Annotated in this window: 24 protein-coding genes and 1 pseudogene; 13 read left to right on the forward strand and 12 right to left on the reverse strand. The window is 61.2% G+C overall.

Annotation, left to right across the window (positions count from 1 at the left end):
- The first annotated feature begins 372 nt into the window (after nt 1-372).
- Together AC07RZ_RS18340 and AC07RZ_RS18345 are read left to right on the forward strand one after the other, a co-directional pair.
- Nucleotides 373-1,299 (forward strand): CgeB family protein, encoded by a 927-nt coding sequence (locus AC07RZ_RS18340; RefSeq protein WP_494669017.1) that lies wholly within the window; start codon nt 373-375, stop codon nt 1,297-1,299.
- Between the two features lie 211 nt (nt 1,300-1,510).
- Nucleotides 1,511-2,815, forward strand: a complete 1,305-nt coding sequence (locus tag AC07RZ_RS18345; protein WP_494669018.1) for a glycosyltransferase family protein — start codon at nt 1,511-1,513, stop codon at nt 2,813-2,815.
- A 74-nt stretch (nt 2,816-2,889) separates the two neighbouring features.
- Here the strand turns inward: AC07RZ_RS18345 and AC07RZ_RS18350 are convergent, their stop codons facing one another.
- Nucleotides 2,890-3,084, reverse strand: coding sequence for a hypothetical protein (locus AC07RZ_RS18350; protein WP_120235722.1), 195 nt, complete (start codon nt 3,082-3,084; stop codon nt 2,890-2,892).
- A 151-nt stretch (nt 3,085-3,235) separates the two neighbouring features.
- On the opposite strand from AC07RZ_RS18350, the gene AC07RZ_RS18355 reads away from it, so the two are divergent.
- A complete protein-coding gene (locus AC07RZ_RS18355; protein WP_494669019.1) occupies nt 3,236-3,838 on the forward strand; it encodes a putative pterin-binding protein in 603 nt (200 codons plus the stop codon).
- A gap of 29 nt (nt 3,839-3,867) precedes the next feature.
- On the opposite strand, the gene dinB is transcribed toward AC07RZ_RS18355, so the two are convergent.
- From dinB to AC07RZ_RS18380, 5 genes are all read right to left on the reverse strand, one after another.
- Complete coding sequence (gene dinB / locus AC07RZ_RS18360; protein WP_494669020.1) at nt 3,868-5,025, reverse strand: DNA polymerase IV; 1,158 nt, start codon at nt 5,023-5,025, stop codon at nt 3,868-3,870.
- A 101-nt stretch (nt 5,026-5,126) separates the two neighbouring features.
- Nucleotides 5,127-5,570 carry a type II toxin-antitoxin system VapC family toxin gene (locus tag AC07RZ_RS18365; protein WP_494669084.1) on the reverse strand — a complete coding sequence of 148 codons (444 nt, stop codon included), beginning with the start codon at nt 5,568-5,570 and terminating at the stop codon, nt 5,127-5,129.
- Nucleotides 5,567-5,821, reverse strand: coding sequence for a type II toxin-antitoxin system prevent-host-death family antitoxin (locus AC07RZ_RS18370; RefSeq protein WP_092398766.1), 255 nt, complete (start codon nt 5,819-5,821; stop codon nt 5,567-5,569). Before AC07RZ_RS18370 ends, AC07RZ_RS18365 begins: the two co-directional genes overlap by 4 nt.
- Nucleotides 5,822-5,915: 94 nt before the next feature.
- The gene (gene cls / locus AC07RZ_RS18375) at nt 5,916-7,337 is read right to left on the reverse strand and encodes a cardiolipin synthase (protein ID WP_494669021.1); all 1,422 of its coding nucleotides are present in this window, start codon (nt 7,335-7,337) and stop codon (nt 5,916-5,918) included.
- Between the two features lie 59 nt (nt 7,338-7,396).
- Nucleotides 7,397-8,029: a LysE family translocator gene (locus tag AC07RZ_RS18380; protein WP_494669022.1), complete on the reverse strand. Its 633-nt coding sequence runs from the start codon at nt 8,027-8,029 to the stop codon at nt 7,397-7,399.
- Between the two features lie 122 nt (nt 8,030-8,151).
- Here AC07RZ_RS18380 and AC07RZ_RS18385 point away from each other — a divergent pair, with 122 nt between their 5' ends.
- From AC07RZ_RS18385 to AC07RZ_RS18405, 5 genes are all read left to right on the forward strand, one after another.
- Nucleotides 8,152-9,012 carry a fumarylacetoacetate hydrolase family protein gene (locus tag AC07RZ_RS18385; protein WP_494669023.1) on the forward strand — a complete coding sequence of 287 codons (861 nt, stop codon included), beginning with the start codon at nt 8,152-8,154 and terminating at the stop codon, nt 9,010-9,012.
- 135 nt (nt 9,013-9,147) lie between these two features.
- Complete coding sequence (locus AC07RZ_RS18390; RefSeq protein ID WP_494669024.1) at nt 9,148-9,420, forward strand: DUF2917 domain-containing protein; 273 nt, start codon at nt 9,148-9,150, stop codon at nt 9,418-9,420.
- 76 nt (nt 9,421-9,496) lie between these two features.
- Nucleotides 9,497-10,855: a glutathione-disulfide reductase gene (gorA, locus tag AC07RZ_RS18395; RefSeq protein ID WP_494669025.1), complete on the forward strand. Its 1,359-nt coding sequence runs from the start codon at nt 9,497-9,499 to the stop codon at nt 10,853-10,855.
- Nucleotides 10,856-10,922: 67 nt separating this feature from the next.
- Nucleotides 10,923-12,599: an acid phosphatase gene (locus AC07RZ_RS18400; RefSeq protein WP_494669026.1), complete on the forward strand. Its 1,677-nt coding sequence runs from the start codon at nt 10,923-10,925 to the stop codon at nt 12,597-12,599.
- Nucleotides 12,600-12,731: 132 nt separating this feature from the next.
- Nucleotides 12,732-14,174 (forward strand): aldehyde dehydrogenase family protein, encoded by a 1,443-nt coding sequence (locus tag AC07RZ_RS18405; protein ID WP_494669027.1) that lies wholly within the window; start codon nt 12,732-12,734, stop codon nt 14,172-14,174.
- 2 nt (nt 14,175-14,176) lie between these two features.
- Here AC07RZ_RS18405 and AC07RZ_RS18410 read toward each other — a convergent pair whose 3' ends face one another.
- The 5 genes from AC07RZ_RS18410 to AC07RZ_RS18430 all read right to left on the reverse strand — a co-directional run bounded on the left by AC07RZ_RS18410 (nt 14,177) and on the right by AC07RZ_RS18430 (nt 18,773).
- Entirely contained in the window at nt 14,177-14,677 is a 501-nt protein-coding gene (locus tag AC07RZ_RS18410; protein ID WP_494669028.1) for a GAF domain-containing protein, read from the reverse strand.
- A 52-nt stretch (nt 14,678-14,729) separates the two neighbouring features.
- Nucleotides 14,730-15,227, reverse strand: a complete 498-nt coding sequence (locus tag AC07RZ_RS18415) for a winged helix-turn-helix transcriptional regulator (protein ID WP_494669029.1) — start codon at nt 15,225-15,227, stop codon at nt 14,730-14,732.
- Nucleotides 15,228-15,357: 130 nt separating this feature from the next.
- On the reverse strand, nt 15,358-16,059 hold the full coding sequence (locus tag AC07RZ_RS18420) for an SDR family oxidoreductase (RefSeq protein ID WP_494669030.1): 702 nt from the start codon (nt 16,057-16,059) through the stop codon (nt 15,358-15,360).
- A 45-nt stretch (nt 16,060-16,104) separates the two neighbouring features.
- Entirely contained in the window at nt 16,105-17,673 is a 1,569-nt protein-coding gene (locus AC07RZ_RS18425) for a DHA2 family efflux MFS transporter permease subunit (RefSeq protein ID WP_494669031.1), read from the reverse strand.
- Nucleotides 17,673-18,773 (reverse strand): HlyD family secretion protein, encoded by a 1,101-nt coding sequence (locus AC07RZ_RS18430; RefSeq protein ID WP_494669032.1) that lies wholly within the window; start codon nt 18,771-18,773, stop codon nt 17,673-17,675. The genes AC07RZ_RS18425 and AC07RZ_RS18430 overlap by 1 nt, the downstream gene beginning before the upstream one ends.
- Before the next feature lie 158 nt (nt 18,774-18,931).
- Between AC07RZ_RS18430 and AC07RZ_RS18435 the strand changes: the two genes are divergently transcribed.
- Nucleotides 18,932-20,383, forward strand: a complete 1,452-nt coding sequence (locus tag AC07RZ_RS18435) for an efflux transporter outer membrane subunit (protein ID WP_494669033.1) — start codon at nt 18,932-18,934, stop codon at nt 20,381-20,383.
- A gap of 58 nt (nt 20,384-20,441) precedes the next feature.
- Here the strand turns inward: AC07RZ_RS18435 and AC07RZ_RS18440 are convergent.
- Nucleotides 20,442-21,170: pseudogene (locus tag AC07RZ_RS18440) on the reverse strand (YoaK family protein); the annotation flags it as partial.
- 2 nt (nt 21,171-21,172) lie between these two features.
- On the opposite strand from AC07RZ_RS18440, the gene AC07RZ_RS18445 reads away from it, so the two are divergent.
- The 4 genes from AC07RZ_RS18445 to AC07RZ_RS18460 all read left to right on the forward strand — a co-directional run bounded on the left by AC07RZ_RS18445 (nt 21,173) and on the right by AC07RZ_RS18460 (nt 24,240).
- A complete protein-coding gene (locus AC07RZ_RS18445) occupies nt 21,173-21,487 on the forward strand; it encodes a hypothetical protein (RefSeq protein ID WP_494669034.1) in 315 nt (104 codons plus the stop codon).
- 87 nt (nt 21,488-21,574) lie between these two features.
- The gene (locus tag AC07RZ_RS18450) at nt 21,575-23,119 is read left to right on the forward strand and encodes a CYTH and CHAD domain-containing protein (RefSeq protein WP_494669035.1); all 1,545 of its coding nucleotides are present in this window, start codon (nt 21,575-21,577) and stop codon (nt 23,117-23,119) included.
- Nucleotides 23,120-23,221: 102 nt separating this feature from the next.
- The gene (locus AC07RZ_RS18455; protein WP_092398740.1) at nt 23,222-23,446 is read left to right on the forward strand and encodes a hypothetical protein; all 225 of its coding nucleotides are present in this window, start codon (nt 23,222-23,224) and stop codon (nt 23,444-23,446) included.
- 59 nt (nt 23,447-23,505) lie between these two features.
- The gene (locus AC07RZ_RS18460; protein ID WP_494669036.1) at nt 23,506-24,240 is read left to right on the forward strand and encodes an rRNA pseudouridine synthase; all 735 of its coding nucleotides are present in this window, start codon (nt 23,506-23,508) and stop codon (nt 24,238-24,240) included.
- The last annotated feature ends 1 nt before the right edge of the window (nt 24,241 follow it).

Genomic DNA, 24,241 nt, shown 5'->3' on the forward strand with positions numbered 1-24,241 from the left:
GCCGCGATGCGTTACACGTACGATGCCTGGCGAGGACAGCAACCGGATTGCCTCGACTGCGCAGTCAGACGGATCGCAGGGGCATTTAACTATGTTTTGGCGGATGGCGGCTAAGGCAGCCACAATTTGACTCATTCTTGAATGCAATATTTGAAGAATCATTAAATAGAAAATAATTCATCGATGCTATATTGGAAAGCTGATATGTTTCGCCATAAAAAATATTGAGGGATAAGTCATGGGATTAAATGCAAACGCGTGGAAATCGTCGCTAGGTTTAGGTGTCCAGCAATCCTGTCGATTGGAGGAAAGGTTGCGATTCAACTCAGCAGCGGTTATTCCTGGTGACATTGCCTCGGTGAAGGCGCGCCTGTGAGCACGACAGGCCCGGCAGGCTGGCCGGAAGACTTTCCGTTCCGGCCGCATCTGCGCTTCTGTACGCTGGGCAACGAGAACGTGACGGAGGTTATGGAGAGCTTTCGCATTGCGTGCGAGCAGCTGGGATACTCAACCAGCATCGAAGCCGCACCCAGCGTAGACAACGCCGACATCAACCTTTTCTTTTTCGCGATGGGTCTTGGCTTGCCTCCCGATGCGGAGCTGCCGCTCAACGCCATCGTGGTCAATTTTGAGCCTGGCCTGCCTGAACTGTTGGCAGAAATGCCCGGCTATCGCCACTTGCTCCAGCGTGCATGGGTCTGGGAGTACAGCCTTGATAATCTGAAGCATCACCAAGCTCTTGGGATACTCAGGTCTGACTACGTACCCCTGACTTTTGAGCCGATGGCGACACCCATCGCATCCGAAGACCAAGTGCTGAGCGACGACCGGCAGGACATCGATGTCATCTTCTTCGGTGAAACCATGCCCCGCCGGCTTTCCATTTTGAGCGAGCTAGAGTCGCACGGGCTTCGGGTAGTCTATCCGATAGGAAAGGCCTGGACGCCTGCGCAGCGCGATGCCTTGCTGCCGCGTGCAAAGCTCGCCTTAAACATGCGCAAGGCCGATCACACAAGCATTGCTGAATTGCCGCGCCTGTCCATCCTGTTGCGCAACCGCAAAGCTGTCGTGTCAGAGCTTTATCCGCATTCTGAGATACCGCCGGTGCTGCGCGACGCCGTCGACGGCTGCTCGTACAACGAACTCGTCGAGCGAGTGCATGCGCTGCTGGCCGATGCTCCGCGGCGGCGCATGCTCGAGAAGGCCGGCCCTCTCGCGCTGCTTGGCTTGACGCCACAGAAAGAGATTTTGGCTGGCGCAATGCAGCGTTATGTTGCGGCAGTCCGTCAGCGCCTGTAGCGCAAACCGTCTGCAGACGCATGAGGCGCCGAGCCGAAGGTTGCTCGCCATCAAACGCAAAAGGTTCGCTGGCAAGCAAAGCTGGTCAAGCTCGATCCGCTTGAGCGGGCAGCGATCATGGCGTGCTTGCGCAAGCTAGAGACGGTCGAGTAGGGTGATCTCATGTTCCGGTATCGTTGCTGTCGTTCGTTAAACTAAACTAAACCATTCCATGATCGTCATCAGTCTATTAAGCAATACAACATCGGCGAGCTTTGCCAACCATCGCTGGTACTGCGAACAGCATGGCTATCGTCACGTGGTGATTGACACCTCCTGCATTCCGGCTAACAGGCAGCATCAAGCCATATTGAAATATCAGGTTTTGCTTCGTACGCTACGCGAAGCTGAACCGGAAGCGCTAGTGGCGTTGTTAAGTGAAGACAGCGCGATAGTGCGCCCCCATCCGTTGCCTGAATTGATGGAAGGCCGCAGCTATCTGCTGGTTGTGACCGATGGGCAGCTTCCGCAAGCCGACGTGACTATTTGGCGCAATACCGGCGAGGTTCGTGAGATGGTTTCGCAGATCACGAATGCCTGCAAATTTGGCGCCGGCTTTGAAAGCGAAGCTCAAGTATTGGGAAGATGGCCTTCGGTGCATTTCAGTTCGCAGATAGGCAACTGCCTGCCTGCGATGATCAGTAAAGTCGACGCCGATCCGGCTTGGGCGAGAATCCCCACATTTTCTTTAAGCTTTGACGATCCACTGACAAATGCCGCCGGTAAAGGCATTTCTCCACGCTTTCGAGAAACGTTGATCGAACATGTCAACGCCAATTTGATGGAGGGGAAACCGCTGTTGTCTCCCTCTATCCAATCCGATACCGAGGCTCCTGAGGCGCACAGTACTTATAATCCGGGCTCGTCCATCGCATTGGTCATGCTTTACACTCCGAACATTTCTATCTATGGAGAAATTGCTGAACGAAACCTGAGGCGTTACTGCGATCGTCACAACTACACTCTGCATATCCATCGTTCGGTCCCGGCAGAATTACAGCTTGCCGCAAGCGGAAACTGGGTCAAGCCTTGGTTGCTCAATACGTATATTTCTTCCCACGAGTGGGTATTCTGGATTGATGCAGATGTGCTGGTGACTGACCAGGGTCGCAAACTTGAGCCCTTGCTGTCACAGCGTGAAAGGGTGCTTGCGCAGGATGTGAGCTGGAATATGAATTCCGGCATCATGGGATTTCGCAACACCCCTGAAAATGCGGCATTGTTAACGGGGCTCATGGATGACATCCGGGCGGTGGCGGACAAATCGTCTGTATATGCCAGTCAAGGCGACCAGTACTTTTTCATCCAGGCTTTGCTAAGGGCCGGCATGCTGAACGATCCGGACATGCTGGACATAACGACCATCAATACCCCTTGGTTCATGAAACAGCCGGATACTTTTATGACCCATTATTTCCATATGTGGCCCCAAATTCGAGCGATGATGATGGAGCGAGACGATATGTCTTGCGCTTAGCGATCTGGTTCGCGCGCCTATAAGTACCGGCTCGCTTAGCAAAGCATGCCGCGAGCCGGTGCTTCTACCACAAATTATTTTTTGTGCTCAACGCGGTGATGCTTCTTCACCATCTTGCCGTGATGTTTCACGGGTTCTTGCTTGTAGGTTTCAACCTTGCGGTCATTGCGTGCATCAGGATGGCCGGCCAGCGGGTCGCCGGAGTTCTGGGCTTGTGCGAACGGAGTCAATGCGAGGAGGAGAGCGGCGATACCAAATAGCTTTTTCATATTTATTCCTTCCGTTGATAGGGTTTTACAATCCGCATCTGCAGCGGGATGTCTTATAAACGCCGTGGGGGATATTCGGTTGACAACGGCGATATTATCGGATGGTAACTTCGTGTAACATCGGCAAGATGCCTTGACCACGGAGCCTTGAATGAAAAAACGCCAGTTTCTGTCGACCGCCGGCCTTTCGCTTGCCGGCGCCTTGGGAATATCCGCAGCGCCAGCTTACGCGATTGCTGCCGCAAAGAATACAGCGCCAGCCGTGCTGACGATAACCGGCGCCATCGAACGCAGCAACCGCGGGCCGGTCGATCCGGTGATCGACCAGATGATGCACAAGCAGAACGTGCAGTTCGCCAGCGCATTTACCTTCGACCTGGCCGCGCTGGCCAAGCTGCCGGCAGTGACCATCAACCCGACCCTCGAATACGACAGCAAGCCGCACCAAATGCGCGGCCCGCGCCTGGCCGATGTGCTGGACATGCTGGGCGCCAGCAAGGCGCCGGAGACGCAGATCGTGTTTCATTCGGTCGACGGCTACATGCCGCAGCTGAGTTTCGCCCAGCTCAGGAAATATGGCTACATCCTGGCGACGCATATCGACGGCAAGCCGATGGGAATCGGCGGTTTCGGGCCTGCCTTCGCGATCTACGATGCCGACCGCATCGCTGAACAGGCGCAAAAACCGTTGGACCAGCGCTTCGCCCTCTGTCCCTGGGGCCTGTATTGCATCGAGGTGGTTGCGGGCAAGTAAAGCAAGGACCTCAGGCAAAGGCCCCAGCCTTATTCGCTGCCGAACAGTTCGCCTTGCAAGACGGCCGATTCATTGGCCGCCTCTTCTTTTCGCGTAAGCGCGCTGGCCCGCACGCCTAGCAACCTGAGGCGCCTGTCCAAGGCGACGCGGCGCAGGCATTCCCCCGCCGCCTGCCGGATCGCGATTGCGTCGTCGGTCGCGGCGGACAACGTCAAGTCGCGGGTGACGATGCGAAAATCCGAGAAGCGCAATTTGATTCCCACCGTGCGAGTGACATAACCTTTCCTTTGCAGGTCGCCGGCCAGCCGCACGCACAGGTCGGTGAAGATCGGCGTGAGGGTGTCGCGGTCCAGCTTGGCGTGCAGGTCCCGTTCGAACGTGGTTTCGCGGCTGATCGACTTGGTTTCCGAGCTGGTGGCGACCGGGCGGTCGTCCAGGCCGTTGGAAGTGCGCATCAGCCATTCGCTGTAGGTGCGGCCGAAATTATCCTGGAGCACGGCGGGGTCGGTTGCCGCCAGTTCGCCGATGGTATTGATGCCGAGCGCGGTCAGCTTTTCAGCCGCCTTGGGGCCGATGCCGTTGACTTTCCTTGCCGCCAGCGGCCAGATGCGCGATGGGATATCGGCTTCGGTAATCACGGTCAGGCCGTTCGGCTTTTCCAGTTCAGAGCTGATCTTGGCCAGCAGCTTGTTGGGAGCGATGCCGATTGAACACGACAATCCGGTTGCCTGGCGCACGGCATCCTTGATGCGTTGCGCCAGCACGCGCATGTCGTCCGGGTGCTGGCTCAGGTCGATATAGATTTCATCGATGCCGCGATCCTCTATCAGCGGCGCGATCTCGGCCACGGCGGCCTTGAACAGCCGCGAGTAATGACGGTAAGACTCGAAATCGGTCGGCAGCAGGATCGCCTCCGGCGCCAGCTTGGCGGCTTTCATCATGCCCATTGCGGAAAACACGCCCAAGGCGCGTGCTTCGTAGGTGGAGGTGGTGACGACGCCGCGGCCGACATAATCGCGCAGCCTGTGATAACGCAGCTGCCCGTCTTCCCCCGGCTCGGGCTTGTGCCTGGAGCCGCCGCCGATCACTACCGCCCTGCCGCGCAGTTCGGGGTAGCGCAGCAGCTCCACCGACGCGTAGAAAGCGTCCATATCCAGGTGCGCAATACGACGAATGGGCGAGGACATGAAATCAATGTGTTTGAATGCTTAATACGGCCATAGCATACCATTACTGTATATAAAAACAGTGTTTTAGGTAAATTTTTTCAAACAAATTTTACTTGTCTTTAACGCAGGTCAGAGTCATGAACGTCGATCCATGGATTGAGAATTGCCGCGCCGGTCGCCTGAAAGTCAATGACGTTGCGTGTTACGACCGTCATGCCGTGAACCAGGGCGGTCGCAGCAATCAGCCCGTCACGAACCGGCCGCGGGTCCGGGACATGCAACCGCGCGCTGCGCAGGGCGACAGCGGTGTCGACGACCAGGATGCGGCCTGAGAAGGCCGGCAGAACATGGCTGCTCATCCAGGCCCGGAATTTGGCGCCCTGCGAAGGGGCGCGGCGTTCCGCGAGCAATATGCCGATTTCCAGTTCCTGGATAGTGATCGCAGATAGGTACAAGTCAGACGCATCCACGCTGTCGGCCCAATCGGTAACGCATTTATCGGCTTTCCCGAGACGGATTTTCCGTAGCTCGGATACGACATTGGTATCGAGGATATACATCAGGAAAGATCCGCTGCCTGTGCCAGGTCGTCCAGGCGAGGAATTTCAAGTTCTATGGCTTCGATTCCAGGCATAGCCAGCAAATCCGCGATCTTGGTCCTGCCGCCGCTGATTCTCTTGTATTCATCGAACGTCAGCAACACGTGCGCCGGCCGGCCGCGATCCGTGATGAATACCGGACCGGCTTCTGCGGCCTTTTTTGCCTTGCTGGCATCCTGGTTGAACTGACGGCTTGAGAGGGTTGTGATAGTCATCTTGGCAGCCCACAATGATTTGTAATGTAGATATGTTACTACAAATATAGGGCTATGCAAAAATATGTAGACACATCTCTACAATTTGTTGGTTTTACAATACAGGGCTGAACAAACGGGCGACATGGATCAGCACCCGGTACAGGTAATGCAGCCGCTCGTAGTCGGCTGCATCGATTTCAAGCGCCTGCTCAAAATCGGTCTTCAGCATCTGTTCGACCTCGCCGGCGAATGCCGGATCGATATTCAAGGCGGTGATCTCGAAGTTGAGCCGCAGCGAACGGTTATCCAGGTTCATGCTGCCGACCGCCGCCGTGTCGTCGTCGATCAGCAGCACTTTCTGGTGGATGAACCCGGGCTGGTAGCGGAACACGCGGATGCCGGCGCGCACCGACTCGTGCGCGTACAAGGTCGATGCCAGGAACACGGTGCGGTGATCGGCGATGGCCGGGATCAGGATGCGCACGTCGACGCCGCGGAATACCGCCAGCTGCAGGGCGGCGTTGACGGCGGAGTCCGGCACCAGGTAAGGCGTGGTCAGCCACAGCCGGCGGCGGGCGGCGTGTATCGCCTGGACGAAGAACAGCGAACAGGTTTCCTGGGCGTCGGCCGGACCGGTGGCGGCGATCAGGCTGGTGGCCTTGCCGTCGCCGGCGCGCGGCGGCAGCAAGGCAAGCGGTTCGCCGTTGATCCAGTGCCAGTTTTCGTCGAAGGCCAGCTGCAGGTCGGCTACCGCCGGGCCCTGCAACTCCATGTGGGTGTCGCGCCACGGCGCCAGCGGCGGTTTGAGGCCAAGGTATTCGTCGCCGACATTGAGGCCGCCGACAAAACCGCGCCAGCCGTCCACCACGACCACCTTGCGATGGTTGCGGAAGTTGAGCTGGAAGCGGTTGCGCCAGCGCCGGGTGGCGAAGCGGTGGATCTGGACGCCGCCGGCGCGCAGGATCGCATCGTAGGTTGCCGGCAGGTCGTGGCTGCCGACGCCGTCATACAGCACGTGGACGCGGACCCCGGCGGCGGCGCGCTCCAGCAGCGCCGCTTGCAGCCGGCGCCCGAGTTCGTCGTCGTGGATGATGAAAAATTGCACCAGCACATAATGTTCGGCGCCGGCGATGGCTTCGAAGATGGCGTCGAAACTGGCCCTGCCGTTCACCAGCAAGCGCAGGCGGTGGCCGCTCAGGAACGGCACCCCCAGCATTTTGCTGATGGCCTGGTAGCGCTGGGCGCCGGCATGCGGCGGGTATTGTTCAGACAGGGCCCGCCGGGCCGGATCGTCCAGCTGGCGCAGGCGCGCCTGGCGCGAGTGATGCAGCTCGACATAACCGGTGAAACGCTTGCTGCCCAGGAACAGGTAAGGCAGCAGGGTGAAGTAGGGCAGCAGCACCAGCCCGAATACCCAGGCCACCGCGCCTTGCGGCGTGCGGGTGTGCATCAAGGCGTGGATGGCGGCGACGACGCCGGCCGCATGCAGCAGCAGGACGACGGTGGAAGCCAGGGCAAACGGCAAATACGGCATTCAGGCAGCTCCGAATCTCTTGCAAGCTTGCATCTTAGCCAATAACCGGAGCGGCCCGCTTATTTTTTTGCCTGCAATGCAATCCGCACCGCCAGGCCGGCCAGCACCGTACCCATCAGCCAGCGCTGGATCAGCAGCCAGCTGGGCCGGCTGCCCAGCACGCCGGCGATCGAACCGGCCGCCAGCGTCACCATCGAGTTGACGGTGATGCTGACCACGATCTGGATCATGCCCAGCACCAGCGACTGCACCAGGATGCTGGCGCCGTTCGGATCGATGAACTGCGGCAGCAGCGCCAGGTAAAGCAAGGCGACCTTGGGGTTGAGCAGGTTGGTGAACAAGCCCATCAGGAACAGCTTGCGGTTGCTGTCGGCGGGCAGGTCGCGCACCGCGAACGGCGAGCGCCCGCCCGGTTTTACCGCTTGCCAGGCCAGGTACAGCAGATAGGCGGCGCCGCCGAAGCGCAGCAGGTCGTAGGCCAGCGGCACGGCAAACAGCAGGGCGGTGATGCCGAACGCCGCGCACAGCATGTAAAACACAAAGCCGGTAGCGACGCCGGCCAGCGATACGAAACCGGCCTTGGGGCCTTGGCAGATCGAGCGCGAGATCAGGTAGATCATGTTGGGCCCGGGCGTGAGCACCATGCCGAAAGCCACCAGCGCAAAACCCAGCAATAAATTAAGATTCGGCATACATGTTTCCAGAAGATTGGCAGGAGGCTGGCTCGGGGCCAGCTTGCGTATTTTGAGCTAAAACTTGCCGCTTCGCATGGGTATTTCCAGGCAGGGCGGTTTTTAAAAAAAGGAAGCAACAGATGAAGCTGTTACGAGTAGGCCCGAAAGGCCAGGAAAAGCCGGCCATGCTGGATGCCGGCGGCAAGCTGCGCGATTTGTCCGGCGTGATCGCGGATATCACGCCGCAGCAGCTGACGCCCGCCGGGCTGGCAAAGCTGCGCGGACTCGATCCGGCCAGCCTGCCGGAAATTGCCGCGCCAGGCCGCATCGGCACGCCGTTCACGGGCGTGGGGAAATTCATGTGCGTGGGCCTGAACTACAGCGACCACGCCGCCGAATCCGGTTTGCCGGTGCCGCCGGAACCGGTGCTGTTCAATAAATGGAGCAGCTGTATCAGCGGTCCCGACGATGCCATCGTGATGCCGAAAAATTCGGTCAAGACCGACTGGGAAGTCGAACTGGGCGTGGTGATCGGCAGCAAGGCGCGCTATGTCGCGCTGGACCAGGCGCTGTCGCATGTCGCCGGTTATTGCGTGATCAACGATGTCTCCGAGCGCGAATACCAGATCGAACGCAGCGGCACCTGGGACAAGGGCAAGGGCTGCGACACCTTCGGTCCGGTCGGACCATGGCTGGTCACCGCCGACGAAGTGGCCGATCCGCAAAACCTGTCGATGTGGCTGGAAGTCAACGGCAAGCGCTTCCAGGACGGCAGCACCAAGACCATGATCTTCAATGTCGCTTTCCTGGTCCATTACATCAGCCAGTTCGCCACCCTGTACCCGGGCGATATCATTTCCACCGGCACGCCGCCCGGCGTCGGCATGGGGCAAAAACCGCCGCTGTATCTCAAGCCTGGCGACGTGGTGCGGCTCGGCATCGATGGGCTGGGCGAGCAGCAGCAGACCGTGTACGCCTGGGATGAGAGTTTGCTCGACTGATTTGATTTGTGCTTGGCAGGCACAAGTGTTGTTCTGATTTCCTGGATTGTTATCTCTGCCGGAATAAATAATAATAAATTTACATTCCGGCAGTCAATGTTTGACGCGATTGACGCCAACATACCGAGGCAAACCATGAAATCAGAGAACATCAGCCATCTGCTGACCCGGGCGCATACCCATGACGTTGTCTACCTGGCTGAAGACCAGACCATCTCGATCCAGAAAGCCTTGAAACAGGGCGAAAGAATCAAGTGCCTGAGCGGCTTGCTGTGGATCACCGCCGAGAGTTTCAAAGGCGACATTTTCCTGAATGAAAACAAGGATGTTGAAATGCACGGCGCCAGGCGCATCGTGATCACCGCGCTGAAGCCTTCCAGTTTCACCTACGAGCAAGCGACAGAGTAGTCGATAGCGTAATATTTGGCATTGCTCGCCGTTCCGGGCGAGTGTCTTGGTCTGCCCATGGCCGCGGAGAATGCCAATGTCTTTTGATGTCGACCTGTTTGTAATCGGCGCCGGTTCCGGCGGCGTGCGCGCCGCGCGTTTTTCGGCTGGTTTCGGCGCCCGCGTGGCGGTGGCGGAAAGCCGCTACCTGGGCGGCACCTGCGTCAACGTCGGCTGCGTGCCGAAAAAATTCCTGGTGTACGGCGCTCATTTCAGCGAAGACTTCGAACAAGCCTCCAGTTTCGGCTGGACTGCCGGCAAGCCGCAGTTCGACTGGAGCACGCTGATCGCCAACAAGAACCGCGAGATCCACCGGCTCAACGAAGTCTACCGCGGCTTGCTGCTCAACAGCGGCGTCGCCCTGCATGAAGGCCACGCCAGGCTGCTGGACAAGCATACGGTCGAGATCAACGGCCAGCGCATCAGCGCCGCCAACATCTTGGTCGCCACCGGCAGCTGGCCGCAAGTGCCGGACATCCCCGGCAAGGAATTCGCCACCACCTCCAACGAAGCCTTCTTCCTCAAGCAATTGCCGCGTCGCGTGCTGGTGGTCGGCGGCGGCTATATCGCCGTCGAATTCGCTTCGATTTTCCATGGCCTGGGCGCGCAGACCAGCTTGCTGTACCGGGGCGACCTGTTCTTGCGCGGTTTCGACCATGGCGTGCGCCAGCACCTGAACGACGAGTTCAAGAAGAAGGGCGTCGACCTGCAGTTCAAGGCCGATATCGCCAGCATCGCCAAACAGGCCGACGGCAGCCTGAAGGCGACCTTGAAAGACGGCCGCGTGCTTGACACAGACTGCGTGTTCTACGCCACCGGCCGGCGGCCGATGCTGGACAACCTCGGCCTGGAGCATGTCGATGTGGCGCTGGACGCCAAAGGGTTCATCAAGGTCGACCAGGAATACCGCAGCTCGGAACCCAGCATCCTGGCCTTGGGCGACGTCATCGGCAAGGTGCAGCTGACGCCGGTGGCGCTGGCCGAAGGCATGGCCGTCGCGCGGCGCCTGTTCCGGCCCGAGGAATATCGTCCGGTAGACTACCGGCTGATTCCGACGGCGGTGTTCAGCCTGCCCAATATCGGCACGGTCGGACTGACGGAAGAGCAGGCGCAGGACGCCGGCCACAAGCTGAAAGTCTTCGAGACGAAATTCCGGCCGATGAAATTGAGCCTGGGCGACTACCATGAAAAAACCATGATGAAGCTGATCGTCGACGCCGCCAGCGACCAGGTGCTCGGCTGCCACATGGTGGGACCGGACGCCGGTGAAATCATCCAGGGAATCGCCGTCGCCTTGCGCGCCGGCGCCACCAAGCGCGTGTTCGACGACACGATCGGCATCCACCCGACCTCGGCCGAAGAGTTCGTCACGCTGCGGACGCCGCGCCCGGATTGAGAGTTTCATGGCAAAAGATGGCGCTCTGCTGCTAACATGGCACGCTGCGAACCAACATCAATAAGCCATGAACGAAGATCAAAAACCGGAATTGACAGAAGAAGACGAGACCGTCGGTTTCACGCGCCGCCGCTTTCTCGGCAGCGTGGTTGCCGTCGGCGCCAGCCTGGCGTTGTCGGACTGCGCCAGCGACGGCGGCCAGCAGGTCGCCGATGCGGCGCAGGAAAAACTGCTGGACCAGAAGCTGCAATCGGCGGTCAAGCATGTAGTGGTGATCTACGCCGAGAACCGCAGTTTCAATAACCTGTACGGCAATTTCCCCGGCGTGCAAAAACCATTGTCGCAAGCGATGCAGGCCCGCCACACGCAGCTGGACCGCGACGGCAAGACGCCGCTGGCGCAGCTGCCCAAGATCTGGGGCGGCTTGGTGCCGCAGGCGCAGGAAGTCGGCGGCCAGCGCTACATGATCGCGGAAAACCAGATCAGCGGCTTGCCCAATGCGCCGTTCAAGCTGAGCGACCAGCACGGCAAGCCGTTGCCGCAGGGAGTGATCACGCGCGACCTGTGGCACAAGTTTTACCAGAACCAGATGCAGATCAACGGCGGCAAGAACGACCAGTTCGTGGCGTGGGCCGATTCCGGCGCCCTGACCATGGGCCACTACGGCGAAACCGCCAGCAAGCTGCGCCTGTGGAAGCTGGCCGAGCAATACACCTTGTGCGACAATTTTTTCATGTCGGCTTTCGGCGGTTCTTACCTCAACCATATCTTCCTGGTTTCCGGGCAGACGCCTTTCTATCCCGATGTCCACAATAGTCCGGCGCGCCACAACGTGGCGACCGTGGAAGGGGACGATCCGAAGGGAACCCGCCTGAAGCTGGACGACAAGAATCCGGCTTCGGCCATCGACGGTCCGCCCAAATTCCTGCGCGACCGCGCCATCACGCCGGACGGCTACGCGGTCAACACCATGGCGCCGCCGTACCAGCCCAGTTTCGTGAAACCGGCCAAGGACGGCGATGCGGCCTACGCCGATGCCGGCGATCCGATGGTGCTGCCGCCGCAGACCTATGCCACCATCGGCGACCGCCTGTCGGAAAAGGGCGTCAGCTGGGCCTGGTATGCCGGCGCCTGGCAGGCCGCGCTGGAGGGCAAGGCGAACGACGATGCGGTGCCGAATTTCCAGTACCATCACCAGCCGTTCAATTATTTCAAGAGTTTTGCTCCCGGCACGGCGCTGCGCGAAACCCATTTGAAAGACGCCGGGCTGGGCGACGATCCCGCCACCAACAAATTCCTGGCGGAGATCGATGCCGGCCGGTTGCCTGCGGTGAGTTTTTATAAACCGCAGGGCAACCTGAACCTGCACGCGGGTTATGCCGATGTCGAATCGGGCGACCGCCACATCGCCAACGTCATCGCCCATCTGCAGCGCGGGCCGCAATGGCAGAACATGGTGGTGATCGTCACCCATGATGAAAACGGCGGCTGGTGGGACCATGTGGCGCCGCCCAGGGGCGATCGCTGGGGACCGGGTTCGCGGATTCCTGCGACCGTCATTTCGCCGCATGCAAAAAAGGGGTTTGTCGACCATACCGTGTACGACACCACCTCCATCATGCGTTTCATTACCCGCCTGCACGGCTTGCGCAAGCTGGACGCATTGGTGGCGCGCGACCAGGCGTTCCGGGAAAACCGCCAGGCGCCGCTGGGCGACCTGACCAATACCCTGGACCTGGCATAGGCCGTCCGCCTTGAACAAGCAGGCTGGAAAAGCGTCGGCAAAGCCGAGGAAGCGCTCGGTTAAAAGCCCGTCCTCGGCGCCGGGCGATGTGCTTTAATTGGTGCATACAAATGCTCTTGTCAAAGGCCAGCCATGAACACAATGACAACGCCAGCCGGCGCCGATTTTGCCCAGGTCCGGCAGGAGATCCGGCGCGTATTCGATGCCCAGGGGACAACCGCCCTGCGCCTGCGCCAATCGGGCAAGGCCGAGCGCCTGCAGAAAATCAGGAAACTGAAGAGCGCGCTGCTGGCGCACAAGGATGAAGTGATTGCCGCCGGTTTTGCCGATTTCGGCAAGCCTGCCGCCGAAGTGGAACTGAGTGAAATCCTGCCGGTGATCGCCGAAGCCAACGACGCCATCCGCAAGCTGGGGCGCTGGATGAAGCCCAGGAAAGTCTGGCCGTCGCGCATGATGGTCGGCACTTCGGCTTATACCCAATACGAACCCAAGGGACGCGTGCTGATCGTGGCGCCCTGGAATTATCCGGTGAACCTGAGCCTGGGGCCGCTGGTGTCGGCGCTGGCTGCCGGCAATACGGTGATCCTCAAACCGTCGGAAATGACGCCGCATGCGTCAGCCGTCATCGGCAAGATCATCCGTGAAGTATTCAGCGAGGATGAGGTGGCGCTGTTCGAGGGCGATGCGCCGGTCGCCCAGGCTCTGCTGGAGCTGCCTTTCGACCATATTTTCTTCACCGGTTCGCCGGCCGTCGGCAAGATCGTCATGGCGGCGGCAGCCAGGCACCTGACCAGCGTCACGCTGGAGCTGGGCGGCAAATCGCCCACCATCGTCGACGAGACGGCCGACTTGCAAGCCGCTGCGCAAAATATCCTGTGGGCCAAGTTCACCAACAATGGCCAGACCTGCATCGCGCCCGATCACATTTACGTGCACGCCAGCGTCAAGGACGCTTTCCTCGAACACTGCGTGGCGGCGCTGGAGAGCGCCTATGGCAAGGGAGCCGAGCAGGCCGGCAGCAGCAGCCTGGCGCGCATCGTCAACCAGCGCCATACCGCGCGCGTCAAGACCCTGCTGGATGACGCCACTGCGCGCGGCGCGCGGGTCATCACCGGCGGTGCGGTTGACGAAGCCCAGCGCTATATTGCGCCGACATTGCTGGACGGGATCCCGGACGACGCCAAGATCATGGGCGAGGAAATCTTCGGGCCGCTGTTGCCGGTGATTGGCTATGCGCAGCTGGATACGGTGATTGCTCGCATCAACGCCGAACCCAAGCCTCTGGCGCTCTATGTGTGGAGCCGCAAGCAAGCCAACATCGCCAAGGTGATGCAGCAGACGACCTCGGGCGGCGCCTGCATCAACCATTGCGTGGTGCAGTTTTTGCACGGCAACCTGCCGTTCGGCGGCGTCAACAATTCCGGCATCGGCAGCGCCCACGGCCACCACGGTTTCCTGGCGTTTTCGCATGAGCGGGCGGTGGTGCGCAACCGCATCATGCTGGCCAAGATGTTCTATCCGCCCTATACCGGCTTGACGCGCAAGCTGGTTGCGCTGTTCATCAAGACGGTCTGAACTTAAGCGAAATCGGTAGCCGCGACGAACAGCGCAAGCAGCGCTTCCAGCCCCTGCAGGTCTTCCGGGCGGAAGCGATTCAGCGTGGGGCTGTCGATATCGAGCACGCCGTATAGCTGTCCATTTTTCATCACCGGGATCACGATTTCCGAGTTCGATGCGGCGTCGCAGGCAATGTGGCCGGCAAACGCATGCACGTCCGGCACCAGGATGGCGCGCCGCTCCGCGGCGGCGGTGCCGCACACGCCTTTGCCGAACGCAATCCGGGCGCAGGCGACCTTGCCTTGGAACGGTCCGATCAGCAATTCCTCGCCACCTGCCTTCCTGGCCGGCTTGACCCAATAAAAGCCGGCCCAGTTGAGGTCGGCCAGCGACTGGTAGATGAATGCGGAAAATTGCGCGGCGTTGGCCGTCAGGTCGCGTTCGTCTTCCAGCAGGCTTGCGGCCTGGCGCGCCAGCGAGGCGTAGTCGACATCAATTTCGGCTGTCAGCGGGGTGAACATGGTTATCCCTAAAAAAATTTGATTGGTTCGGTAGATGCTGCCGGCGGCGGCGTTATTTGGAAGCCACGGAGGCCGCGCGCGCGAAGCGCTGCAGGATAGGCTCTGTAGCGGCAGGGCCCGGGCCCATGACATGGTCTTTTTCGCTGATCCTTTTGCCTGTCGTACCGTCGATCAGCACCGGATCGGCGCTTTTGCCGGTGGCGGTGTCGAGCAACACGACGCTTGCGCCTTCAGGAGCGAAATGCTGGTTGCCCCAGGCCATCAGCGCCAGCAGCACTGGACGGAAATCGCGGCCGCGCTGGGTCAGGCGGTATTCATGGCGCGGCGGCTTTTCGCAATAAAGATGGCGTTCCAGCAAACCTTCCTCGACCAGCGCATTGAGGCGGCGCGTCAGCATGTTGGGGGCGATGTCCAGGTGCTTCTGGAATTCGTCGAAACGGGTCAGGCCATAGAAGGCGTCGCGCAGGATCAGGATGCTCCACCATTCGCCGACACGTTCCAGGCTGCGCGCGATGGGGCATTGCATGTTGCCGAAACTTTTGCGTTGCATGATGGATATCCTCTCAGCGTTTTCAAGACTTTCAATATGATAGCAACTATGGCCCTATCCGGGGACAAATCCTCAGGCGCAGGCAATGGCTTGCAACTGCGCCTGCGGCAAAACATCTGCCATGGGCATATCAGCGTTGCAGCGGCGCCAGGTAGATGCCGGTCGCCAGGCCCTGCTTGACGGTGCGCGTGATATCGTCCGCCAGCACTTCCTCCAGGCCGGCTTCCAGTCCGGCCAGGGCCTGCACCGCGACTTCTTGTGCGCTTACCTTGGGCAGGTCGAAGCCGTGGGTCATGTCGGTATCCATGAAACCGACGTGCAGGCCGACAACCTGGGTGCCTTGTGCGCGCACCGAAGTGCGCAAGCCGTTGGTGAAACCCCAGGCGGCAGACTTGGAGGCGCCGTACAGGGACAGTTCCGGCGAGTTGACCCAGCTTGCCACCGACAGGATGTTGATGATGGCGCCGCCCTTGTTATTGGCGAGGACCGGGGTGAATGCCTGGCTCATGCGTACCGTGCCGAAGAAATTGGCTTCGAAAATCTCGCGCGCGGTATCGATCGCGGCCGGATCGAGATAACTGAACACCCTGGCGATGCCGGCGTTGTTGATCAGCAACGTCACATCCTTGCATTGGGCGGCTGCGGCGGCCACTTCTTCGGCATTGGTGACATCCAGCTTGACGGCAACCACGCCAGGCAGCTTGATGCTGGCCGGATCGCGCACGCCGGCGTAAACCTTGCTGGCGCCGCGGGCCAGCAGTTCGTGGACGAGGGCCAGTCCGAGGCCGCGGTTGGCGCCGGTGACGAAAGCGACGGAGTCTTTGATTTTCATGATGTGTTTCCTTTGGTTCGGTTGGAGAGGGACAGCAAAGTCAGGTCAATGGGCATCGGCCGACGGCGCCTTGGGCGGCGCGACCTTGCGCATCAGGGGCACCATCGCGGTGGCGACAATGAAGCAAGCCATGATGGCCAGGAAGGTGTCGGAAAAAGTCAGCGTCAGCGCTTCCCGGTAAGTCAGGTTCCACAGCTGCCGCAGCGCCCCGGCCTCGCCCAGCGTGCCGGCGGCGCCTTGCAGCAGCGCACTGGTGGCATCGTTGCTGCGGGTCAGGTGTTCGGCCAGCCGGAAGAAATGCAGGTTGGTGCGATCGTTGAGGATGGTGGCGCAGACCGCGATGCCGATGGCGCCGCCCAGGTTGCGCATCAGGTTGAACAAGCCGGACGCCAGCCGCAGCCGTTCCATCGCCAGCCCGCCCAGCGTCAGCGTGACGATAGGCGGCACCGCGAACTGCTGTCCCATGCCGCGCAACGCTTGCGGCAGCATCAGTTCGGCGCCGCTCCAGTCATGGGTGATCGGCGAGAACTGCCACATCGACAGCGTAAAGCAGGCCAGCCCGAACATCATCAGCCAGCGCAAATCGACCCGGTTGGCGAAGAAGGAATACACCGGGATCGACAGGATCTGGAATACGCCGGTAGAGAACACCGCCATGCCGATCTGCATGGCGCTGTAGCCGCGCACCCGTCCCAGGAATACGGGCGTCAGGTAGATGGTGGCGAAGATGCCGACGCCGGTAATGAACGAGAAGAAGCAGCCGAGCGCGAAATTGCGGTCCTTGAGCGCGCGCAGGTCGACCACCGGAAACCGGTAGCTGAGGCTGCGCCAGACGAACAGTACGCTGGAGACTGCGGCAATCCAGGCAGTGGCGGTGATCACCGGGTCGCCCAGCCAGTCCAGCCGCGGGCCTTCTTCCAGCGTGTATTCCAGGCAGCCGAGGAACAGCGCCATCAGCGCCATGCCGAGGTAGTCGGCGTTGCGCAGCAGCGACCAGTCGGCGCGGTCGATCTTGACCAGGATCGGCACGGCGACGGTAACGAAGATGCCCGGCGCCAGGTTGATGAAGAACAGCCAGTGCCAGGAATAGTTGTCGGTGATCCAGCCGCCGACGGAAGGGCCGAGCGTCGGCGCCAGCGAGGCGATGGCGCCGATGGTGGCGGCCGCGATCACGCGCTGCGGGCCGGCGAAGAAGGCGAACGCGGTAGTGAACACCAGCGGGATCATCGAGCCGCCGAGGAAACCTTGCAGGGCCCGGAACAGGATCATGCTCTGGATATTCCACGCCATGCCGCACAGCAGGCTGGTGAGGGTAAAACCGGCAGCCGAGATGGCGAACAGCCAGCGGGTCGACATCACGCGCGACATCCAGCCGGACAGCGGGATCACGATAATCTCGGCAATCAGGTAGCTGGTCTGGACCCAGACCGTTTCATCCGCGCCGGCCGACAAGCCGCCGCCGATCTCGCGCAGCGAGGCCGAAACGATCTGGATATCGATCAGCGCGATGAACATGCCGACGCACATGGAAGCGAAGGCCAACACCTTGGCCACGGTGCTCATGTCGGCCGGCAGGATAAGCTGCAATGGCGCGCGGGCAGCCGAGGCGTTCATTACTGCAGGCTCCGGGTGCTGCGCGCATCGACTTCGGCCTGCACCGACAAGCCCGGCCGCAGCACGCCCAGTACGCTGTCGGCGTCATCGAGCACGATGCGCACCGGCACGCGCTGCACGATCTTGGTGAAATTGCCGGTGGCGTTCTCCGGCGGCAGGACGCTGAACTGGGCGCCGGTGGCCGGCGCCATGCTGGCGACGTGGCCGTGGAAGCGGCGGCCCGGCAGCACGTCAGCTTCGATGGTGGCGGGCAGCCCGGGGTGCATCCGCGCCAGCTGGCTTTCCTTGAAATTGGCGTCGATCCACAGTCCGCGCGCCGGCACGATAGACATCATGTGGCTGCCGGCCGCGGCATAAGCGCCGTTGCGTGCATAGCGGTTGCCGATGGTGCCGTCGATCGGCGCCCGCAACTCGGTATAGCCGAGGTTGAGCCTGGCGATATCGCGTTCGGCAACCGCTTGCGCCAGCGCGGCCGCGGCCTGCTGGCGGCGCGTGGCGATCACGCCCAGTTCGCGTTCCGCCGCGGTTTGCACGGCTTGCGCTTTCTGGCCGTTGGCCAGCGCCTGCTGGTAATCGGCGTTGGCCCGTTGCGCGCTTTGCACCGAGACCGCAGCCTTGGCCGACAGGTTCTGGTAACGCTGTTCATCGTCGCGCGAGCGCAGTGTCTCGGCGGAACTGGCGGTCACGCCGGCCTTGGTTTGCGCGATCACTGCCTGCTGCAGGCTGCGGGTCGCATCCAGGTTGGCCAGCAAGGCCTGCTGCGCGGCAACCGCGCCTTCGGCTTTTTCCAGCGCTGCCTTGTAGTCGCGGTCATCGAGCTTTACCAGCAGGTCTCCGGCATGGACCGCCTGGTTGTCGGTCACCGCCGCCGAGACGATATAACCCGGCACCTTCGGGCTGATCACGGTGATGTCGCCGCCGACATACGCGTCGTCGGTGTTTTCCATGTAGCGCCCGTTGTTCCACCAATGCCAGCCGTAGGCGGCGGCGCCGATGCCGACGACGATGGCAAGCCCGGTGGCTATCCGTATCTTGCCGCCGAGTTTTTTTCGTTTTGGCGGCACGACGGGCGCGCCCGTGTCAGTTGCCGAATCAGTCATGGCTGCTGCTCCTTATCTATATATGCCTATTGGCGAAATTTAAAAAACAACTTGCTTTCATAATGAAAGTCACTTTACACTAGTGACTATCGTAATGCAAGTTACTAAAAATTCTTTTTTAAATTCTTCTTTAAACAGCAGGGCAAAAGGAAACCACCATGAAAACCAGCAAGGCCGTAATGCCGGCAGCCCGCCTGTCGCGTGCGCCGAACGCGCTGCTCGGCGCAGCAATCTTGCTGGCGCTGGCCGCCTGCGCCGCCGGTCCCGACTATGCCGGGCCGGCCTCGACCATGCCGGAGGCGTTTCATCATGCAGGGCCGGCCGCGGCCAGCGAGCCGCTCGTCCTGGATGCCTGGTGGACACATTTCAACGATCCGGCGCTGACGCGGATTATCGAGCAGGTGCTGGCGCAGAACCTGGACCTGGCCGCCGCGCTGGCTCGGGTCGAACAGGCGCGCGCCCTTGCGCACCTGTCGAGCGCGGCGCTGCTGCCGGTCGGCAGCGTGAGTGCGCAGGTCGCCAAAGAGCGCCAGTCGCTGCAAAGCGAGCTGGGCGAACTGGCCAGCCACCAGCCCGGTTACCGCCGTAACGCCACCTTGTATAGCGACGGTCTTGGCGCCAGCTGGGAAATCGACCTGGCCGGCGGACTGCGCCGCGGCGCCGAGGCTGCCAGCGCCGAAGCGCAGGCGGCCGAGGCCGACCGGCTGGGCGTGCGCGTATCGGTCGCGGCCGAAGCCGCCGATGCCTATTTCAGGGTGCGCGGCGCCCAAACCCGCATCGCCCTTGCGGCGGACCAGATCAAGGCCGACAGCGATTTGCTGGAGCTGGTCGACTTGCGGCTGAAGGAGGGCATGTCGACCCAGCGCGAGCAAGCCCAGGCCGAAGCGCGCCTGGCCCAGGTCAGGGCCACCATCCCGCCGCTGCGGGCGGAACGCGAGGTCCAGCTGAATCGGCTCGATGTACTGATGGGCGCCCAGCCCGGCACCTACGCCGCGGAACTGGCAGGACACGCCGCTGAAGCGTCCATCCCGGCGCTGGCGGTAACCCTGAAACCGGAAGACCTGCTGCGCCGCCGGCCCGATGTGATTGCCGCCGAACGGCGCCTGGCGGCATCGAATGCGCGCATCGGCGTGGCGATTGCCGAGTACTATCCGAAATTTTCATTGTCGGCGCTGCTAGGCTTTGAAAGCTTGAGCAGCGCGACCCCGTCGTCCGCCAGTTTCCAGCCGCTGGCATTGGTCGGCTTGCGCTGGCGCTTGTTCGACTTCGGCCGGGTCGATGCCGAAGTCGCGCGCGCCAAAGGCGTCAACGCGGAAGCGCTGGCGGGTTACCGGCAATCCATGCTGCGGGCGACCGAAGATGTGGAGAACGCATTGGTGATGCAGACCGAGCTCGACGCTGAACGCCGGGAATTGATCCGTGAAGTCGATGCCAACGTGCGGGCGCGGGATTCTTCGGAGGACGCTTACAAGGGCGGCGCCACCAGCCTGGCGGAAGTGCTGGAGCAAGACCGGCAGCTGCTGGCCGCGCGCGACCAGCTGGCGCGCGCGCAAACCGGCAGCGGCCGTGCCGTGGTGGCGACGTTTCGCGCCTTGGGCGGCGGCTGGTAGCAGCTAAGCAATCACAAGCTTTGTATTGAATTCAGGCATTGCGCTGGAATTTCAGGAAATCGTCGACGATAGGCACGATCGCCAGGCACATCAAGGTAGCGGCCAGCACCGCGGTGGCGATGAAGCCGATATGCTTGAAGCCCAGTGCGCCGACCAGGCCACCGCTGAAAAACAGCATGACCAGGGTGGTTAGCAGCCGCAATTTGGCGCGGTCGGCGATGACGTCCGGCTGCTCGCTGCCAGGCTCCAGCCGGTTCCAGTAAACCAGCTTGCCGAGTTCGATGCCGATGTCGGTGACCATGCCGGTGACGTGGGTGGTGCGGATCTCGGCTTTGGAAATCTTGGTGATGATGGCGTTTTGCAAACCCATGATGGCGCACAGGAGTATCACTGTCATCGGCACGAACAGCCATTTATGTCCCTCCAGGTTGCCGCCCAGCAGGCCAAACACCAGCAGCAAGCCCGCTTCCAGCATCAAAGGCAGCGCAAATTCCGCATGCAGGTCTTGCCGCCGTCCCCAGTTGATGAGCAGGGCGGACGTCATGGCGCCGAACAGGAACGACAGCAGGCATGCCAGGCCAGCCAGCATCAGCCCCAGCGAACCGAGTGCAAGATTGTCCGCCATCGACGAAACGATGCCGGACATGTGGGAAGTGTATTGCCCGACCGCGAGGAAGCCGCCGGCATTGATCGCGCCGGCGATGAAGGACAGGAAAAACGCCAGGTGGCGGTTTGCTTGCTGGCTGCGTTCCTTGCCAGTCAGTTTTCTCAAATACGGAATCGGCATCGATGACAATCGCTTGGTCTGGACAGCATGATATTACGCTGCCGGAAGCCGATTGTGCAGGCAGGGCCAGCTATCGGACAAGAGTCGGGCTAGAAGCGGGCAGGATGCGTGCAAAGGTTAAAGATTGTTATTTCATCGACATCTGGTCAACTGCGGGGCCGCGCCTTCCGTTCTTGCTGGAAACCCTCAATCCTTCCGACATTGGCGCGCCTGACATGAAAACCTTTTTCTATTTCTATCGTTATTACCGGCAAAGCGGCTACAGCATGATTCCGGCGATGAAGCGGGCCTGCCGTTCGCGCAGCCGCCAATTCTAGCTGGCCCGCCGGTTTCGGCGCATTCCAGGTGCATGGCATTAAAACAATAGCTTACTGGAAGCGGCGGTTTGGAAGTATGCTAGAAGCATGGAAATCGAATTAAAACTGCTACTGGAGCCGCGGGACGTCGCAAGCTTTCGCCGCCATCCCCTGTTAAAACATTACGCCACCGGCAAACCCCGGTCGCAGCAGCTGACCAGCATCTACTTCGACACGCCCGACCTCTACCTGCAGCGCAGCCACACCGCGCTGCGGGTGCGCAAGGCAGGGTCGCGTTGGATCCAGACTTGCAAGAGCGGCGGCCAGGCGGCGGCCGGTTTGCATCAACGCCCTGAATGGGAGTCTGAGGTCGGCGGCGCGGCGCCTGACTTGCACACGCTGCGCGGACTGCTGGAGCCCGGTTCGGCTGTGGCTGCATTGCTGGCGGCGCCAAGCCTCGCCAATCGTCTGCTGCCGATATTCACCACACAATTCAAACGCACGATCTGGCTGCTGCGCTCGCAGGCCGGAGACGAAGTCGAGCTGGCCCTGGACCAGGGCGAAATCCTGCATGGCGGCAAGCGCATTCCGATCAGCGAAATCGAACTGGAGCTCAAGGCCGGCAACGCGGCGAGCCTGTTTGAACTGGCGCTGGCCTTGCAGCAGACGCTGCCGCTGCGCGCCGCCAACGCCAGCAAGGCCGAGCGCGGTTATGCCATGCATGCGCCGCACGCGCCCGCGGTGGTCAAGGCCAAGCCGATCGAGCTGGCGTCCGGCTTGACGCTGGAGCAGGGATTCCAGGCCCTGCTCGGCAATTGCCTGGCGCAGATGCAAGGCAATGAAGATGGCGTGGTGCATGGCGCCGATCCGGAAAGCCTGCACCAGATGCGGGTCGGATTGCGGCGTTTGCGCGCCTTGCTGAGTTTGTTTAAAAAGGTCATCCCGGCGCCGCCGGAAATAGCGGAACGGCTTGGCTGGCTGGCGGCCACGCTGGGGCCTGCCCGCGATTGGGAGGTGCTGGCCGTGGCGACGCTGGACGAAGCGGCAAAGCGTTGTCCTGACAAGCGGCAGCTGGACAGTTTGCGGCAGCTCACCTTCAGCGAAGCCGGCAGGCGTCGCCAGGCGGTCGCGACGGCGGTGACTTCGCGCCCTTATACGCGCCTGCTGTTATTGCTGGGCAGCTGGATAGAAGGGCGGCGCTGGCGCGAAGAACTGGATGCAGGGCAGGTGGCCGCGCTGTCTGCGCCCCTGGAAAAATTCGCGGTCAGGAAACTCGCCGGGCTGCAGAAAAAATTGCTGAAGCGAGGCAACCGCATCAAGCGGCAGGACGCTGCCAGGCGCCACCGGGTAAGGATCGCGGCCAAGAAGGCACGCTACGCCACCGAATTCTTTGAGTCGTATTTTCCGGCCAGGCACACCCATGCCTACCTGGCGGCGCTCGGCGACTTGCAAGATGGCTTGGGCGCGGACAACGACCGCAGCGTCGCTGCCCAGCTGCTGCAGCAGCTGGCAGAGCTGCATCCCGAACTGGCCGGATCCTGCGGCGTGGCGGTCAGCCTGCTGGCTTCCGGCGGCAAACACAGGCCAGAAATCAGCCGCTTGTGGCGAAGATTCGCCGGATTGAAGCCGCCGGTGCGGGGACATTCATCCTGATGGCTTGGTCCTCAGGCGCATTTGGTGCAAAATACGCTCGCCGGGCTCTTCCTGTAACACCGTGGATGAAGGTGAGCGCGGCAAGGAACACCGGAGTCAATCATGACCTATGAAGAATACCTGGATGAAGTCACCACCTTGCTGGTGGAGCTGTACGACGTGAAAGAGAAGGCCGCGATCAAGTATGTGATGAACGCGCAAGCCGAGGATTTTTTTACCCTGCACGACGACGATCCCGTCATGCGCACGCTGGAGCGCGCGCGCGAAGACGCCAAGACGATCTACGAACAGCGCAACAAGCCGCGGCCTGAACTGTATCGCAAATGAACCAGGGGTAAGACGGTTACAATGGCCGTCCGCAATTTTTATGTCTCCGGACCTCATACATGACTGAATCAATCCGCCTTGCAAAACATCTCGCCGAACTGGTTTCCTGCTCCCGCCGCGAAGCGGAACAATATATCGAGGGCGGCTGGGTCAAGGTCGATGGCAAAGTGGTGGAAGAACCTGGCTTGCGCATCGGTGCGCGGCAGCAGGTAGAACTGGCCGCGGACGCAACGCTTGAACCGCAAGACCCGGTCACCATCCTGTTCCACAAGCCGGCCGGCCTCGACCTGTTCGCCGGCCCGGCGCTGAGCGAGCTGGCGGCGCAGCTGATCGTGCCGGACAAGCGCGCCGCCGACGACCGCGCCGAACTGCGTTTCCTGAAACGCCACCTGGCCAACCTGAACCTGATCGAACCGCTGGAGACGCTGGCCAGCGGCTTGCTGGTGTTTACCCAGGACTGGCGGGTAACCCGCAAGCTGGTGGACGATGCCGCCAAGATCGAACATGAATACATAGTCGAAGTCGCCGGCGACATCATTCCCGACGGGCTGAAATTGCTGAACCACGGCTTGAGTTTCAACCGCAAGCCGCTGCCGCCGATCAAGGTCAGCTGGCAAAACGAAAAACGCCTGCGTTTCGCCCTCAAGGCGCCGCCGCGCGGCCTGGTCGTGCACATGTGCGAACAGGTCGGGCTGCAGGTGGTGGCCAGCAAGCGCATCCGTATCGGCCGCCTGCCGATGGCCGGCCTGGCGGTCGGCGAATGGCGTTATCTGCTGGGTTACGAACGCTTCTGAG

The organism is Collimonas sp. GW821-FHT07E08, assembly GCF_059418905.1.

What these genes read in the sequence shown, in the direction of transcription:
- AC07RZ_RS18345 (WP_494669018.1), top strand. Translation starts at nt 1,511, where the DNA reads ATGATCGTCATCAGTCTATTAAGCAATACAACATCGGCGAGCTTTGCC.
- AC07RZ_RS18350 (WP_120235722.1), bottom strand. Translation starts at nt 3,084, where the DNA reads ATGAAAAAGCTATTTGGTATCGCCGCTCTCCTCCTCGCATTGACTCCG.
- AC07RZ_RS18355 (WP_494669019.1), top strand. Translation starts at nt 3,236, where the DNA reads ATGAAAAAACGCCAGTTTCTGTCGACCGCCGGCCTTTCGCTTGCCGGC.
- dinB (WP_494669020.1), bottom strand. Translation starts at nt 5,025, where the DNA reads ATGTCCTCGCCCATTCGTCGTATTGCGCACCTGGATATGGACGCTTTC.
- AC07RZ_RS18370 (WP_092398766.1), bottom strand. Translation starts at nt 5,821, where the DNA reads ATGACTATCACAACCCTCTCAAGCCGTCAGTTCAACCAGGATGCCAGC.
- cls (WP_494669021.1), bottom strand. Translation starts at nt 7,337, where the DNA reads ATGCCGTATTTGCCGTTTGCCCTGGCTTCCACCGTCGTCCTGCTGCTG.
- AC07RZ_RS18380 (WP_494669022.1), bottom strand. Translation starts at nt 8,029, where the DNA reads ATGCCGAATCTTAATTTATTGCTGGGTTTTGCGCTGGTGGCTTTCGGC.
- AC07RZ_RS18385 (WP_494669023.1), top strand. Translation starts at nt 8,152, where the DNA reads ATGAAGCTGTTACGAGTAGGCCCGAAAGGCCAGGAAAAGCCGGCCATG.
- AC07RZ_RS18390 (WP_494669024.1), top strand. Translation starts at nt 9,148, where the DNA reads ATGAAATCAGAGAACATCAGCCATCTGCTGACCCGGGCGCATACCCAT.
- gorA (WP_494669025.1), top strand. Translation starts at nt 9,497, where the DNA reads ATGTCTTTTGATGTCGACCTGTTTGTAATCGGCGCCGGTTCCGGCGGC.
- AC07RZ_RS18400 (WP_494669026.1), top strand. Translation starts at nt 10,923, where the DNA reads ATGAACGAAGATCAAAAACCGGAATTGACAGAAGAAGACGAGACCGTC.
- AC07RZ_RS18405 (WP_494669027.1), top strand. Translation starts at nt 12,732, where the DNA reads ATGAACACAATGACAACGCCAGCCGGCGCCGATTTTGCCCAGGTCCGG.
- AC07RZ_RS18410 (WP_494669028.1), bottom strand. Translation starts at nt 14,677, where the DNA reads ATGTTCACCCCGCTGACAGCCGAAATTGATGTCGACTACGCCTCGCTG.
- AC07RZ_RS18415 (WP_494669029.1), bottom strand. Translation starts at nt 15,227, where the DNA reads ATGCAACGCAAAAGTTTCGGCAACATGCAATGCCCCATCGCGCGCAGC.
- AC07RZ_RS18420 (WP_494669030.1), bottom strand. Translation starts at nt 16,059, where the DNA reads ATGAAAATCAAAGACTCCGTCGCTTTCGTCACCGGCGCCAACCGCGGC.
- AC07RZ_RS18425 (WP_494669031.1), bottom strand. Translation starts at nt 17,673, where the DNA reads ATGAACGCCTCGGCTGCCCGCGCGCCATTGCAGCTTATCCTGCCGGCC.
- AC07RZ_RS18430 (WP_494669032.1), bottom strand. Translation starts at nt 18,773, where the DNA reads ATGACTGATTCGGCAACTGACACGGGCGCGCCCGTCGTGCCGCCAAAA.
- AC07RZ_RS18435 (WP_494669033.1), top strand. Translation starts at nt 18,932, where the DNA reads ATGAAAACCAGCAAGGCCGTAATGCCGGCAGCCCGCCTGTCGCGTGCG.
- AC07RZ_RS18445 (WP_494669034.1), top strand. Translation starts at nt 21,173, where the DNA reads ATGACAATCGCTTGGTCTGGACAGCATGATATTACGCTGCCGGAAGCC.
- AC07RZ_RS18450 (WP_494669035.1), top strand. Translation starts at nt 21,575, where the DNA reads ATGGAAATCGAATTAAAACTGCTACTGGAGCCGCGGGACGTCGCAAGC.
- AC07RZ_RS18455 (WP_092398740.1), top strand. Translation starts at nt 23,222, where the DNA reads ATGACCTATGAAGAATACCTGGATGAAGTCACCACCTTGCTGGTGGAG.
- AC07RZ_RS18460 (WP_494669036.1), top strand. Translation starts at nt 23,506, where the DNA reads ATGACTGAATCAATCCGCCTTGCAAAACATCTCGCCGAACTGGTTTCC.